This window comes from Photobacterium sp. GB-1 (assembly GCF_003026165.1).
In the GTDB taxonomy this organism is placed as follows: Bacteria; Pseudomonadota; Gammaproteobacteria; order Enterobacterales; family Vibrionaceae; genus Photobacterium.
In genome coordinates this window covers 227,856-242,887 of sequence record NZ_PYOB01000001.1, presented here as the reverse complement: position 1 = coordinate 242,887, position 15,032 = coordinate 227,856, and the positions used below count along the sequence as shown (strand labels likewise).

Here is a 15,032-nt window from a genome sequence, read left to right as displayed (position 1 = left end):
AATTGAGTACTACGGATGCATAAACAGCAAGGTATATCAGCGTTATGTTACAGTAATTGAAATTGATGAAAAACAATAGATTGGTATGAGAATAGACCTAATTGATCTATAAGTCGGCGAATGAATAAGAGAACAGGAAAATACCTTGACCGATATCGCATAAGTGATTACATTAGCCGCCGTTGAAACGCATAGCGATTCAGCAACAATGTGGTGAGGTGTCCGAGTGGCTGAAGGAGCACGCCTGGAAAGTGTGTATACGGCAACGTATCGAGGGTTCGAATCCCTCCCTCACCGCCATTTCTTATTTAATAAGAGATGACAATTTAGGAGAGATGGCTGAGTGGTTGAAAGCACCGGTCTTGAAAACCGGCATACGTTTATAGCGTATCTAGGGTTCAAATCCCTATCTCTCCGCCATATTAAAGAAGGCTGCTGAGTTTGACTCAGCAGCCTTTTTACTTTGGGTCATTTATATAGTTAAAGCAGGGTTCAAATCCTCTAATACCCAGAACTGTTCCGCCATATATAGAAAAAGCCGCTAACGAAAGTTAGCGGCTTTTTTGCATCTGTAAGTATGAATCTTTTCTAAGCTGCCTATACGGCAGTGAAGGGCAGTGGTTTAAAACCTACCAATGAAACATGTTTCTAAGCTGCCTATACGGCAGTGAAGCTCGCTTAGGATAACGGGGCTTACTGCATCTATTTCTAAGCTGCCTATACGGCAGTGAAGTTTCGCTTATTTGCTTGCTTACACGCTCACTATTTCTAAGCTGCCTATACGGCAGTGAAGCTTTTAAGTCGTACAGCTTCGGTATCAATTAATTTCTAAGCTGCCTATACGGCAGTGAAGTTGTTTGCGTTTTTGAATGATTTTAAATTTGAGTTTCTAAGCTGCCTATACGGCAGTGAAGAATGAAATCAATATTGAAGTGGATGAAACAGATTTCTAAGCTGCCTATACGGCAGTGAAGCTTCAGCTTTAGCTTTAGCGATTATGGTTGCCTCACAATTTCTAAGCTGCCTATACGGCAGTGAAGATGTTATATGTATTTACGAAATAATCGAATTATTTCTAAGCTGCCTATACGGCAGTGAAGAAGGTATTTTCTCGCAAATGGTTAGTATGCAATTTCTAAGCTGCCTATACGGCAGTGAAGTTTACTACAACAAAAAATTACTTATGCCAGAATTTCTAAGCTGCCTATACGGCAGTGAAGGCTGATGCTGTAAATGGTGGTAATGGTTGCGTTTTCTAAGCTGCCTATACGGCAGTGAAGTCTAACGCAAGTCCCTTGATTGGTCGCTCTTCTTTCTAAGCTGCCTATACGGCAGTGAAGACAGCGTAACTCAATCAAAGGGAGTCACAACATTTCTAAGCTGCCTATACGGCAGTGAAGTTCCGCAATCTTTGCCCGTTGTCGATTTGTCATTTCTAAGCTGCCTATACGGCAGTGAAGGCAATTTTCTCAAAACCATCTGGGTTTTGTTTTTTCTAAGCTGCCTATACGGCAGTGAAGCATGGCTGGACTAATCGCACGATTGGCGAATGTTTCTAAGCTGCCTATACGGCAGTGAAGTAGCCAGAACGGTGCAGGCCATGAGTTCAGCGTTTCTAAGCTGCCTATACGGCAGTGAAGCATCACGATCAAAAACTAATCTTTCAAATTCATTTCTAAGCTGCCTATACGGCAGTGAAGTATGTCTTAAGGTATTATATGTTTATCAAGTCTTTCTAAGCTGCCTATACGGCAGTGAAGTTGATAGTTGAGTCAGAGTAAATTTGCAAGGTTTTCTAAGCTGCCTATACGGCAGTGAAGAACATTAGGATTACTGACGGTGGCGCAATTAATTTCTAAGCTGCCTATACGGCAGTGAAGTTGTTTTTGACCAGTTATTGTCTTTTGCGGTATTTCTAAGCTGCCTATACGGCAGTGAAGTAATAGATGCAATGATCATCAACATCATATTATTTCTAAGCTGCCTATACGGCAGTGAAGATTAAATGAAAACATTGGTACTCTTGATGCCTTTTCTAAGCTGCCTATACGGCAGTGAAGTTACTTAAGCGACCTTTATCAAACATTTCAGTTTTCTAAGCTGCCTATACGGCAGTGAAGGTATTGTCGCTCTTTCTACTGTTTTTTTGTCATTTCTAAGCTGCCTATACGGCAGTGAAGAGGCTAACTCAGGCGTTTGTCGATGCTGGAAATTTCTAAGCTGCCTATACGGCAGTGAAGGGCCTGTTGCTGATTGGATAATGACGCCATCATTTCTAAGCTGCCTATACGGCAGTGAAGTCGTGAATAAGCAAGCAACCGGGCATGCAACTTTTCTAAGCTGCCTATACGGCAGTGAAGGAGTTTATTATTTTGGCGTGGCGCTCGTACCTTTTCTAAGCTGCCTATACGGCAGTGAAGTACTAAATTTTCCTGATTGCTCCAAATCATCATTTCTAAGCTGCCTATACGGCAGTGAAGGAATGGCGTGCATCTGGTAACAAGATCTATAATTTCTAAGCTGCCTATACGGCAGTGAAGTTGACGGTGTACCTAATGCGGCGTTGTTCGTATTTCTAAGCTGCCTATACGGCAGTGAAGTTAATATCACTGCTAATTCAACTAAATCAAATTTTCTAAGCTGCCTATACGGCAGTGAAGTTAACATTGCTCCTACGGGTTATGTAAATATCTTTCTAAGCTGCCTATACGGCAGTGAAGGGTAAACATTATATGATTTTATCTTATTTTTAAAGAGCTTAACGTATATTGGATTAGAAAACCCTTTTTTCTCTCAGGTAACTTAATTTATTTAAAATCAATAGGTTAAGTTTTTGTTCAAAAAAAGGGTCTAGAAAATTAAAACCAAGGGATTGTCGTAGTACGACTCATTCCATAGCTAGATAATTCACCCTTTACAGGCTCTGATAGAATATTCCCTTGAGCTACATAAATCCGCATCACTTGTTGACTAGATAAGCTCTGTATCTGTATGAAAGGTAATATTAATCGTTCCTGTAATGAGTCTGGAATTTTTGTTAACGCTTCTTGCTCTGTCATACGACCTTTGGCAACTGCACGTTTACGTAAATTATGCGGGCTCTTTTTCTGCACTCGATAAATTGTTCTGTAACCTACTATGTTCGCAGGTACAGGCATAACAGCACTGACGGTAGTGTAATCCCGAAGTCCCTTTAACCAAGGCTGAATCATCAATTGTTCAAGATCTGTTTGAGAACCATGTAAACGCAGCGTATCACCTAATGAGGTATTGTAGAGTGGGAAACTCACAGCTACTTTCCCTGCACAGTATTGATTCATCGCTCTATGAAACTTAGCAAATAAATTATTCAATAACGCAGGCGTGGTGATTTCCATATCTGGCTGCACTTGGATATCTAGATAATAATCCATATCACTCTCCGAATACCCCACCGCGGATCAACATCGCTATCATATAATGTTGTTCACTGAGTGTTGATTGCTTATCTTTTAACATCCACCCATCTAGTAAGGTATAAAAATCGGTTTTCTCTTTTGGTTTACGATATGCAATACCACGATTTGTCACACTACCGTACGGTTCAATAGCAATAGGTCCATATTCTGCAGCTTCAGGATACCAAGTATCTATAGTGCGTAGAGCATTACCAATTTTTTGTGAGTGCATTGCGGCTTGTCCAGAGAGCTGGTACAAATATTTGCTCTTTTTATCTCCAGCATTCATCACCAACTCTTGTGATGGGAATACTGTTTGACCTTTGCCTAATTGAACAAACGCTTCAATGGTGAGTAAGGTCGGCTTTTCACCCATTAAGCCTTGCTCGATAATTTTTGAAAGTGCTTGAATACGCTCATCTTGTTTATCAAAATCACGTAATGAATAGTCTTGTGCGTCAAAATCCCAAGACTGCTCTTGATGGGAGATACAGATTTCAATTTGCTCTGCACCCACTCGGTTTCGCCATAAGAAACGCCCATTTGCAAGGTTTAATGCATAACGTGTTGCTAGTTCACTGAAACCATTTTCTTCAACATATGCTGTGATTTTGTTGGCCAGTGCATGTTGATAAGCAGGTTTATTGCATGTTGATGGTGTACCAAGGTTACCAAGGATACGTAAAGTGAATGTAACTTTTAACGTATCGGTATTGAAATTAAGCGCTGCATTATCAACAGTTTGTAAGTTCGCTTTTTCAACTTCAGCGTCGATTTTACTTGCTTTAGCACCTTTCACTCGATTTGAAATTGTGCCTCGAACTGATTTTTCAGTCACAAGAATAGGTGCCCAATGAGCATCTTCTTTACGGTTATCCCAGTTACCAGCAAACATAATAGCGTCAGAGCAAGCCAGTTTAGCTTCAAATGCTAATACTGAAGGGTTTTCTAATTTACTCATAGTGATTATTCCTTTAAAAATCTTCGTTATATTCAAAATAATGATCAGAGGATGGTGTTAAATCATCATCTGAACTGTGCAGCTGAGAATGGGCTACGTAGAATGGCGTATGATAGTTATAACGCCATAGAATCTGTGACATTGAGGAAATACGACTAGGCGCGCCAACCCATTCCCCAATGCTATGCACGGCTTCTACAAAGGTGACTGGGGTTGTGGTATCACGGACATTGGCAACCATGCCTTCATCATAAGTTGGAGCAATCGCTTTATAGCCAATATGAATTGGAACAACGTATCCTGAAGGCTTTTGAACACGTTGCCACTCGATATGAGATACCTCACTTTCTGGGTCTTCAACGTTTACAGCATGATATTTAATCGCTGAAGCGTTAAGCCATGTTGCTATCGTTTCACTATCTTGTTCGTTTACTGCCATAAGATCTGAGCGATCGATTAACACAAAACCAGGAAGTAGTCCCCGAAGTAGTCTTTTAACTGTTATATCTTCTTTCGCTAATGAACAAGAACGGATATTGGTAATTCGACCGCCAGCTAATTTTTGTTGCTCGGCAAGTTGTTTTATTAATTCACATGCCGCAAGCTTTTCATTTTCGACATTGGTTAAAATGCCGTTGGTTTTGATAATGAGAGAGACTGTCATTGACATACGGCCTTCTTCATTGATAGGGGCGGTTTTGCCTTCTTTTGTGAGAGGATTACGTGTTAGAGCAAAGCTATATGGTTCATAGATAGATTCTCGATAAGCATGAGTTTGATGGTGATGACACACCACAGCCACATCCGATAGCGTAATGTGATTAGGACTTAACTTACGCGATAATGCGTGAACATACCCCAAAAAGTGGGTGATAGCAGGAAAGCCGTAAGTAAATCCCGAGATGGCATTAGCATTGGTCACTTCAATGTGTTTTAAAATCAAATATTGTTCCATTAAGCGATGTCCTTAAGTGCTTGTAAACACTGTTTTTGCCATTGTATAGCTTCGATTTGACCTAACGTAAATTGGTCTTTGCTACCTTTATTTACCTTATCTTTAAGCCATAGTCCGACATTGGCGGCGATAGTATGCTGCCAATCATCATCAAATTTATCCCATTGGGTATTATTGGGATCAAGCCAACGCCGTTGTGCTAATGGAAGATCTGATTTATTACTCCAGCCTGCGGGAAGTTGCTGCCATGGAGAAATGATTAACAAGATCTGATCAATTACTTCATCAACGGTATTAGTAATATAATTGCGAATATGCATATTACTTTCTGTTGAAGCTGCATTGAGTTTGATTAGTAACTGGGTTAGACGATCGATTGGCGCTTTCGTGTGATAATAAATCTCACGATGACGTAAAATAGAATCTAGTCCGATAGGGGCTTTGATTTGAGCCTGCCAATGTGGTGGAGCTGAAGAAAAAAGGTAAGTTTTACCGCCTCGTTTATTATTTAATTGCGAAACATTTTGCGGTTTTGAACCTCCCGCTACAGTCATTGCCAAATTTGGGTAAGCAACAAGAGTATCAGGATGAAAGTCGCTATTACGTTTAGCCTCTCGAATCACTTTCATTTCTTGACTAAAACGACAGTGCTGAACTTCATCAAATAATGCGTGAGCTAATGATGATGAATACAACGGCGCCAATAGATGATACTGATCATCATCTATTGGGAAATAGACTTGTTTACCTAACGTGTGACTGCTTGGAGTCGTATCTCGAAGTGCTTGTTTTAATCCGTCAACCCAATGGGTTAATTCGGCTTCTTTGCTAGATAAAAGAGCAAGAGGACGATAATCTTCTTGTGCTAAATAAAACAATAACGAAGAACCATTTTCATCTGTTAGCTGTAAAAAACGAGCCACATCAAGAGCTGCAGCGTTACCTACTGCATCAATCGCTTTATCTTTTAGTATTTCACTATCCAGATAACGTGAATCGTGACCTAGATCTTGAGCAAGTACGTTACTACCCTTAGCTGAACTATTGGTAAATTTTAAAGCGTGTGTCGCCATGCTAATTTGGTTAGCTCGACGAGCAGCATTCTCTATCCACGCACTAAGTTCAAACTGTTGTTGTAGTTTCACTTTCTCGGCTGAAAATTGACTTTCGACAAGATCAATATCTTCTGCCGTTATCGCTAAAGACTTATCTTTTTCATAAGCTTTCTGCTTTTCTTCGAGCTTAGTTTGATAACGTTCATTAATAAACGTTCTAATATTCTTTGCTAATGTTTCAGGCATTTTTCCTCCAATCCCTCAAACAGAATCATGGTTAAATGGTGTGATATCGCGTCCGCGAAACACACCTAGAATAGGGTTGTAAAACCATGAACTACCGCAGTCTGAATCATTGTTTGCAGGTAAGTTTATGGGAGCAAATCGCTCACAGGTGATTGTTGTTGATAATTGGTCATCATCAGCAAGTCGTTTAATTTCTTCGGTTAAACATTGGCTACCAAAGACTGAAATGCCTTTAGCTAATTTCAGTTCAGAAAATGGAGACAGTAAACCTGAATCAACCCAGCCTTGACTGGCGTTATCCCAAGTTTGTAAAGTGATTTCGACGCTTTCGTCATCCAACATCATGATATAGTTGATTGATGGTCGACTTTGACGAAACGGCGTTTGCTTTTGTACCTCGCCAATGAGATGTGCAGTATTACTATGCCACCAAGGTTGTAAATATTGCTGCATATAAAATAAGGTGGCTTGATGCTCAAGCTCGATAAATCCTTTTACGCGCTGTTGTTTCTCATCGACCAAGGGCTTAGGACAAATGAAACGAGGCTCTGAACTGATTCTTTCCAGTAAACTCAGTGGAAGTTGATGACGTAAGTCATGATTAGATAACTGTAAATAAGGAAAATGTGTTTTTCCTTTATCTCGCGTATATTGTTTATCTGACTCAAATCCTGGGGCGGTATACGCCACAGCACTATGTTTTAGCGCTTTAATATTTTTGTTTAATACCAATATATTTGGTTCTTTAGGCGCTAATTGACGATGACGCTGGACACGCCCTGCAAGCTGAATAATTGATCTCATAGAACTTGGTTCTACAATCGCCCAATCATAATCGTGATCTCGTCCTACTTCAGCGACGGGGGTTGCTAGAACAACAAAGATATGATGCTGCTCCGAATATGTATTTAAGATATGTTCAACGACAGGCTTGCTAATTATATCTTCCAGATCTGTACGATCGCGTTGCAGCAATTGATCCAGTTTATTTTCAATAGCAGAACGCACCGCCAAAGGATGCTGGCTGTGATAAACGCAGTAGTGAATTCGTGTGTTTTCTTTTGCAGGTATGGAAAATAACTTATTGGCGACGGCTACCAAAGGCTCTATGTTTGCCATGCGAATAATGCCAGCTGATACAGTTTTTCCTTTTGAGTGCACCTGCGTGGATTGCGTTTTATGTTCGGTCGCTAATTGATAGATACCCTGATATAAAGTTTGGCTAAAGAGCTCGAGATACGATGTGTTGTTTTGAGAATTTTCATTCATGACGAGCCAATGTCCGACATGCAAAGTTTGTTGGTGTTTCTCTAATGACTTTTTGCGTGCTTGAGTAAACGTTTGATGATGCTGGTTGAACTGCGCAATATCAGCTGCTTTTTCACTTTGCACACCAAATTCATCAAACCAAGCGCAACACACAGGTAAATTTTGTTGTTGACCTGTTACTAAGTTGTATTGTGCTCGACCTGCTTGGTAGCAAGCAAAAAGATGATTTACTAAAGCTGGCGGCAATGTTGCTGAGGATAATAATACCCTAGAGCCTAGTAACCCTGCGAAATAGACTAATCTCCCTAAAGCAGGATCGTCATCTAAAGAAAAATCGTCTGGCTCATCTAGAATTAAATCGCTTGTGAGTAATCGCATCATTGGTGCGATTTGCTGACCACCAGTAATTCCTTCAGAAGCGGGCATTAAGTGATCGATGGTGCTGATAGAGATGGGGGCACTCACTAATTTATGAATCGCGCCTCTCTCTTTTAACCAACGCTGTAGATAATGGTTATCGACTTCACCGTCATAGCGAACATAATTGTGCTCTGAAAATAGTAATTCTGATTCACTCCCTGTAACAACAGTTGCTTCATTTTTATCTTGGGCTGCTTGCTGCGCTTTTTTATCACGAGAGAACAGATCGTAAACTGCTTGGGAACCTATATGAACGGCGACATCATCATTATCTAAATGCAGCCGCTGCTGCAGTGCGTCGCCTGTTTGCAATGTAAGTGTTCTTAATCCCAGTGCAACGCTGAAACGGCATCCTAACTTGGGATTGGATAATCCATACATAATTCGTGCATTGGCGAACGTTTTTCCTTTACCTGTTGATGCCATATTTACGCCAAAAAAACCTTGTTTTTCTGAAGGTTCGGCAATGGCATAAGCGCAATCATATGCTTTATCTTGCCAACGGAATTTGGCATTTTTAGTACGGCGTTTAAATCCTTTGTGCTGTGTTATCGCAGGCATTACAGCTCGAAGGCGAGGGAGTGTATGCGCTAAGATATAGGCATTATGTGCAACACCAATACAGTGCTCATCAAGTTTCTGTTTGATTTCCTTTGTTTTTCTATCGGTATTAGCATTAGCTTTATAAGTGAGATCTTGCCAATTTGCATGAGCAATGTCGGCAGAGTAAGTATGATCTGCCAACATTAATGTCATTCTAGCTAAGTGTAATGGGAACGCTTTTTCTAGTTGAGCGTACTCAGTAAAGTTAGGTAAATTACGTGCTCTTTTTGCGATCTCTTTGGCTTTTTTGCGCCACGTTGAACTTACAAATGGAGTACCTAATGGAAATTTTAGGTTTTGTCTGTGCTCTTTATCTCCAAAAGCTTCAGATTTATGATTAAGAGCATTCCAACTTACATCAATACCAACTTTCCAATTGTCGATGTCTGATAGTACAACCTTACCCAGAAGGTGTTTAGGTAATCGATGGTGTGAAACAATAAGCCACGCCACACATTGCGCAATAGGAGGTAAGTCATCAATAACAAAAGGTTGTGTTGGATTTAACTGACTAATTATAGTTTTATCATCAATTTGAGCATCGTCAGCAAGATCTTCCAACCATTCATTATCTGTACGTTGATTAACAAAAGCGATGAATAACCAAAGTGATAGCCACTCATGACGATAGGGCTCAAATCGTACTTTGGATTTTGGTTTTAGTTTATTCTGAAATAGTTGGTTTGCTTTACCAAAATCATGAAATAAGCCAGCTAATGCCGCCAATAAAGCGACACTTTGGATGGAGTTCATACCATTTTCATCTTGAGTTCGTAAAATATCTCGTTGCGTGATGTTGGTTGGGACAGTTCCTTGTTCATTAAATTTTCGGCGATTACCGACAATCCATAACAATTCGGTTTGGTTTTTTCCTCTGATCCAATAACAAGCAACAGCAGTATTTCTTCTTGCTGTTTTTTTTAACAACATACGCAAAGTTTTAAGACCATCAAACGTAATGGGTGTTTGCCATGTTCGCGTTCCTTTACGCTCGGCAAATTGATCCAATATTCGACGGGTTTCGGATAATGCTTGTTTATTACATTCAGAAACTAACAAAATGTTCATGCTTTATTCCTTGCAAATTGTTCAGCTGTAGCCTGCAAGGTTTCAATCATGACATCTAATGCTTGTGTTTTACGAAATTGAGCTAAGCAGTGCTGTCTAAATTCTTGTTCATCATCACCATTCATTGCAGATATGAAAGCTTGAGGTAAAACAACAGCATCTTTCATTATATCTGCAACATCAAACACTAGTCCGCCTCGTCGTGTTTTTCCATGTAAGATAGCTAAACCATGTGGTAATCCTATAACCCAGCAGGCGGTTGCCGCTAAACCATAAGCTAAGTAATTACCATGATCTAAAAAACGATTAGCAAGGTCAGTGCTGTTACCACGTTCTGAACGGGTAAACTCACCATATTGAACGGCATGGCAAGCTATTTTGTACAAAGCTTTTGTCGTGGTTGCCTCTAGACTCAATAAGTCTTGAGTCGTTTGGCAAGTGTCAATATTATCGGAAAAGCGATTTAATGCCCCATCTAACAATTCTGTGTTATAGGCAAAATCATATTTATTAGTCAATTGCTTCCATTGTTTACGAATTTCTTTTATTCGTTGATGTTGAAAGGCCTTCGCGGCAGATAATCGCGCATTATCATCAAACCAAAAGCTAACCCATTGTTGTAAATATTCTGTTGGTCGATATTCTGATTGTGGAAGAAGCCAAGAAACATCAATTTGAACTTCATTACCAGAAAAAAGAGGTGTACCTCCACCTCCGCAAAAACCAACAAGTACGCCAGCTTTAGCCAATTCCCGCATTGCGGCTTGTGTAATAGAAGTTCCTGTCCCTAGCATGATCGCTGTTGTATTAGCAATAGGTATATTCCAATACAAGCTTTCTTTGCCTTCATCGGTAACATACTCAACTCGGCCACTGTTTACTAACACTCGGCAATGCTGAAGATAATATAGATTCGCTCTTTTGGAATGCAGGATGGTTTTAAGTTCACTAGGCGAAAAGTCTTTTTTCATGATGTTATCGACATATAATATTTTGACGGCAGTATTATATGAACTTCATAATGAAAAAGTGTGTGCTAAGTAGCATATTTAACTACAAAACAATGCATTCAATATTTGTTTTATAAACTTTGGCTGATTTGTGCTCATTTTTCTTAGTTTGTAGAGTACAATATCATTACTTTGACTTTTTTTACGTAACCTGTAGGATGATTTTTAAGCCAATTGGCTTAGACACTTGTATTCGATTTGCATGTGGATGTGTCGAAAAATCTTTTTTAGTCAAGGGTTTGTGAAGAATTTATAGTGTTCGATAGGGTTCAAATACCTATCTCTCCGCCATATTAAAGAAAGCCGCTAGCGAAAGTTAGCGGCTTTTTTGCATCTGATAAGAATGAATAAATTTTTATAATCTGATACTGATATCAGAAGCGTTCAAATCCTCTAATATCCAGAACTGCTCCGTTATATCAGAGAAGGCTGCTGAGTTTGACTCAGCAGCCTTTTTACTTTGGGGCATTTAAGATTTTAAAAGCAGAGTTCAAACCCTTTAAAACGTATTTGTTTGCTGAGACGATAAGTAAATAGATTTATGGCAAAGTATGGAATTAAAGGATCTGTCGGGACTTTTTCGTTAAGCATTTTCAATGCCGATGAATCACTGGCACCTCATAATCTGAGCAAGGTTCTAATCTGATAATTGCACTTTAAATTTAAAGTTATAGCTGGCACTGCGACAAATTGCAGAGCCGTATTCAAGAATATTTCCTTGGTGATCAAAGCTTTTGAGAATGATCATTAATGCGGGTTCACTCATTTTTGTTTCTAGCATATCAGCTTCTTCTTGAGTTAGCTGGTGGGCATTAATTTGATATTCTTGAGTTGAAGGTTTGATGCCTTGTTCACTCCAATACTGGTAGAGCGACCATTCTAGTAATTCTGGTCTTGGTAAATAAACTTGGGGAACGAACATCGTCTCAATAGATACGGGAGTATCGTCTGCTAACCGTACTCGCTTTACTTTCGCTATTTTACTTGGCTGAATTATGCTGAGCTCTTTTCGAATGGACTCTTCACCTTCAATCAGCTCACGACTGATCCAACGGTTCGATAATTGACCTTGACTATGTAATTGCGAAGAAAAACCACCGCCAGACAAGTTGTAGTCCAGTGGGAAGTTTACCGTTGTCCCTTTACCTTGCTTCTTAATGATTAGGCCTGACTGCCTCAATTCTTCAAGGACTTTGACAATCGTCACTCTAGAGACATTTAGTTCTTCAGCCAGTTTTCTTTCTGAAGGTAGTACGGTGCCATTCGGAATAATCCGTTTTCTAATGATTAACTCAAGGCTCTCTTTTAATTGAATATATTTTGGTGCTAGCGAGTTATTGCTGAGATTTTCGTTAATCGCAGTGATGATGTTTTGGCTCGTCATGTTTCAAAATTCAAATAATTAGGACTGCTGATCAGAATAACAAAAAATGTGGAAACTGTCACACCGGACTACTAAAGGACTTTCTTTGGACTTTAACTGGACTTATTCTGGTTGCGAAGAATATATACCGATGGTGATACAAAATGTCTTTTACCCCTACAAATAATAATAATGCAACACTTAAGCGAATTCAGGGCTGTCTATTTGGTCAAGCCTATGGTGATGCTCTAGGAATGCCATCTGAACTATGGCCAAAAAGTCGAGTAGAGAGCTATTTTGGCTGGATTGATGAGTTTCTTGCCGGCCCTGAAGAAAACATTGCTGCCAATGAGTTTGAAAAAGGCCAGTACACGGATGATACCAGTCAAGCAATTGCTTTGATTGAAGCTATCATCGAATCTGATGGTGAAATTGACCCGAATATTGTGGCAAAACACATTATGAAGTGGGCTCACGAGGTGGACGCATTTAACAAAAATATTTTGGGTCCTACATCGAAGAAAACGTTGAATGATATCGCGCAAGGTATTGATGTTGAGCTGATTGAATCGAACGGTGTGACCAATGGTTCTGCGATGCGTGTTTCTCCAGTCGGTTGTTTGCTGCGCTGTGATGACTTAGATCACTTCATTGCGAATGTTCGCCTGTCGTGTATTGCGACCCATAAGTCTGATATAGCGATCGCTGGGGCTACGGCGGTGGCTTGGTGTATTAGCCGAGCCATTGATGGTGTCTCTTGGAGCGTAATAAAAGATGAGCTTTGTGAAATAGTCAATGTAGCTCAAAAGAAACACCAGTCTACTTTCAGTCCACTTTTAGGCTATCGAATTATTTATGCGATGGAATTAATTTCAACAATTAAAAAACAACATGCGATCACGCCTCAAGTTGGGATTGAAACACACGCTTATAAGCAAGACGTCGTGAAAGTGGTTTACGAGCAGGTAGGCTCGGGAATGGACATTATTGAGTCTATCCCTGCTGCGATCGCTCTTGTCGATGCCGCAAATACTGACCCACTGGTATGTGCAGAGCTTGCTGCTAACTTGGGTGGCGATACCGATACGATCGGAGCAATGGCAACGGCAATTTGTGGCGCAATACATGGCATTGACGCATTCCCTACGCAAAGTATTAAACTGATTGAACAAGCGAACAATACCTCGTTCAATCTATACGCTGAAAAGTTGAATGAATACAGACCTAATGGACAAGGTGAGCAAAATGAATTCTGATAACGTGAGTGCGTCAAATAAACATTTAAAAGCGCATGTTGAGTCTTCTTCAGTTAATGAACTGGGTATTGATATTGTTCCGGAAGACCAAAAAATTAAAGCGCCAAGTGAGCTGTTTTTTGTATGGTGTGCAGCCAATATCGGTATTTTAGGTGTTGTTTATGGCGCCATTATTGTGTCTTTTGGTCTGTCTTTTTTTCAATCTGTCCTCGCTGCGATTGTCGGTGTTGCGTCTTTCTCTTTGGTGGGTATCACTAGTATTGCGGGTAAAATTGGTAGTACCACAACACTGACACTTTCACGTGCTGGCTTTGGTAAAAAAGGTAATATTGCACCAACATCATTTTGTTGGATGAACCTAATGGGATGGGAAGCTGTCAATATCATCACGGGTACATTGACGTTATCTGCATTGTTTGTCGCAATAGGTTTTGAAGAATCGGTTTATGTTACTGCGTTTTCATTAGTGCTGTTTGGTGGATTAACAGTCTTTGTGAGCATGCTAGGCCAAAACACCGTACTTAAGATGCAAGAGTGGATTACACGTTCTTTTGGTGTAATGACTTTGATTGTAGTGGGGTACTTATTAAGCACTGCTGATTGGGTCGCTATCTTGGCATTACCGCAAGGAGATTGGTTAACAGGATTTCTACCAGCGGTTTCAATTATTGCCGCAGGAACAGGGATTAGTTGGGCTATAGCGGGCGCGGATTATAGCCGAGATCAATCAAGAAAATCGAGCAATCGTAGTATTTTTACTGCTGTAGTTGGTGGTGCAGCACTGCCTTTATTATTACTGATTACTGCTGGTATATTATTGACAGCGCAGATCCCCGATCTTGCTTCTCATGAGAATCCTATCGCTGCCATCGGAACCTTACTACCATCTTGGATGGCGGTACCTTACTTATTAGCAGCGGTTGCAGGCATTGTGACTATTGCTGTCATCAGCCTGTATTCTGCAAGCTTAAATCTATTAACGATTGGCGTAAAACTGAAACAACGTACTGCAATTGCGATTGATGCCGTATTGGTGCTTGGTGTTGCTATCTATGTGTTATTCGTATCAGGTGATTTTTTAGGGCCATTTATCTCGTTCTTGGTTTTCTGTGGTGTATTTTTAGCTGCGTGGGCTGCGATCTTTATTAATGACTATTATATGCATCGTTCGCATTGTGGCTATCGTGTCGACGAGCTTTATGGTGAAACGGGTGTGAATAAAGTGACGCTAGGTTGTTGGTTAGCTGGTGCAATATCCGGTTTACTTGTGACAAATACTGGCTTTGTCGATGGCCCATTTGCGGTGGGTATCTTTGCTGATTCTAGCTTAGGTCTTTTTGTCTCTTTCTTTGTTAGCTTTATTGCACATCGAATCTTGTCTAAATAACG

At 40.2% G+C, this 15,032-nt stretch carries 9 protein-coding genes, 2 tRNA genes and 1 CRISPR repeat array; of the genes, 4 read left to right on the top strand and 7 right to left on the bottom strand.

Annotated features, from left to right (window positions below):
* Nucleotides 1-212 precede the first annotated feature (212 nt).
* Together C9J45_RS01025 and C9J45_RS01020 are read left to right on the top strand one after the other, a co-directional pair.
* Nucleotides 213-300: transfer RNA gene (locus C9J45_RS01025), tRNA-Ser, on the top strand.
* A gap of 29 nt (nt 301-329) precedes the next feature.
* A tRNA-Ser gene (locus C9J45_RS01020) sits at nt 330-420 on the top strand.
* A gap of 165 nt (nt 421-585) precedes the next feature.
* Nucleotides 586-2,720: direct repeats of the CRISPR family, unit length 28 nt; unit sequence TTTCTAAGCTGCCTATACGGCAGTGAAG.
* 138 nt (nt 2,721-2,858) lie between these two features.
* Here the strand turns inward: C9J45_RS01020 and cas6f are convergent.
* The 7 genes from cas6f to C9J45_RS00985 all read right to left on the bottom strand — a co-directional run bounded on the left by cas6f (nt 2,859) and on the right by C9J45_RS00985 (nt 12,408).
* A complete protein-coding gene (gene cas6f / locus C9J45_RS01015; RefSeq protein ID WP_107292054.1) occupies nt 2,859-3,413 on the bottom strand; it encodes a type I-F CRISPR-associated endoribonuclease Cas6/Csy4 in 555 nt (184 codons plus the stop codon).
* A gap of 1 nt (nt 3,414) precedes the next feature.
* On the bottom strand, nt 3,415-4,398 hold the full coding sequence (gene csy3, locus C9J45_RS01010; RefSeq protein WP_107292053.1) for a type I-F CRISPR-associated protein Csy3: 984 nt from the start codon (nt 4,396-4,398) through the stop codon (nt 3,415-3,417).
* 13 nt (nt 4,399-4,411) lie between these two features.
* Entirely contained in the window at nt 4,412-5,353 is a 942-nt protein-coding gene (gene csy2, locus C9J45_RS01005; protein ID WP_107292052.1) for a type I-F CRISPR-associated protein Csy2, read from the bottom strand.
* Nucleotides 5,353-6,654: a type I-F CRISPR-associated protein Csy1 gene (gene csy1 / locus C9J45_RS01000; RefSeq protein ID WP_107292051.1), complete on the bottom strand. Its 1,302-nt coding sequence runs from the start codon at nt 6,652-6,654 to the stop codon at nt 5,353-5,355. Before csy1 ends, csy2 begins: the two co-directional genes overlap by 1 nt.
* Before the next feature lie 15 nt (nt 6,655-6,669).
* The gene (gene cas3f / locus C9J45_RS00995; RefSeq protein WP_107292050.1) at nt 6,670-10,014 is read right to left on the bottom strand and encodes a type I-F CRISPR-associated helicase Cas3f; all 3,345 of its coding nucleotides are present in this window, start codon (nt 10,012-10,014) and stop codon (nt 6,670-6,672) included.
* Entirely contained in the window at nt 10,011-10,985 is a 975-nt protein-coding gene (gene cas1f, locus C9J45_RS00990) for a type I-F CRISPR-associated endonuclease Cas1f (protein WP_107292049.1), read from the bottom strand. The genes cas3f and cas1f overlap by 4 nt, the downstream gene beginning before the upstream one ends.
* Before the next feature lie 676 nt (nt 10,986-11,661).
* Entirely contained in the window at nt 11,662-12,408 is a 747-nt protein-coding gene (locus tag C9J45_RS00985; RefSeq protein ID WP_107205648.1) for a GntR family transcriptional regulator, read from the bottom strand.
* A 143-nt stretch (nt 12,409-12,551) separates the two neighbouring features.
* Between C9J45_RS00985 and C9J45_RS00980 the strand changes: the two genes are divergently transcribed.
* Nucleotides 12,552-13,643, top strand: a complete 1,092-nt coding sequence (locus tag C9J45_RS00980) for an ADP-ribosylglycohydrolase family protein (protein ID WP_107292048.1) — start codon at nt 12,552-12,554, stop codon at nt 13,641-13,643.
* Nucleotides 13,633-15,030, top strand: coding sequence for a cytosine permease (locus C9J45_RS00975; RefSeq protein ID WP_107205650.1), 1,398 nt, complete (start codon nt 13,633-13,635; stop codon nt 15,028-15,030). Before C9J45_RS00980 ends, C9J45_RS00975 begins: the two co-directional genes overlap by 11 nt.
* The last annotated feature ends 2 nt before the right edge of the window (nt 15,031-15,032 follow it).

Coding starts and splice junctions, on each gene's coding strand:
- cas1f (WP_107292049.1), bottom strand. CDS start 10,985: ATGAAAAAAGACTTTTCGCCTAGTGAACTTAAAACCATCCTGCATTCC.
- cas3f (WP_107292050.1), bottom strand. CDS start 10,014: ATGAACATTTTGTTAGTTTCTGAATGTAATAAACAAGCATTATCCGAA.
- cas6f (WP_107292054.1), bottom strand. CDS start 3,413: ATGGATTATTATCTAGATATCCAAGTGCAGCCAGATATGGAAATCACC.
- C9J45_RS00980 (WP_107292048.1), top strand. CDS start 12,552: ATGTCTTTTACCCCTACAAATAATAATAATGCAACACTTAAGCGAATT.
- C9J45_RS00985 (WP_107205648.1), bottom strand. CDS start 12,408: ATGACGAGCCAAAACATCATCACTGCGATTAACGAAAATCTCAGCAAT.
- csy2 (WP_107292052.1), bottom strand. CDS start 5,353: ATGGAACAATATTTGATTTTAAAACACATTGAAGTGACCAATGCTAAT.
- csy1 (WP_107292051.1), bottom strand. CDS start 6,654: ATGCCTGAAACATTAGCAAAGAATATTAGAACGTTTATTAATGAACGT.
- csy3 (WP_107292053.1), bottom strand. CDS start 4,398: ATGAGTAAATTAGAAAACCCTTCAGTATTAGCATTTGAAGCTAAACTG.
- C9J45_RS00975 (WP_107205650.1), top strand. CDS start 13,633: ATGAATTCTGATAACGTGAGTGCGTCAAATAAACATTTAAAAGCGCAT.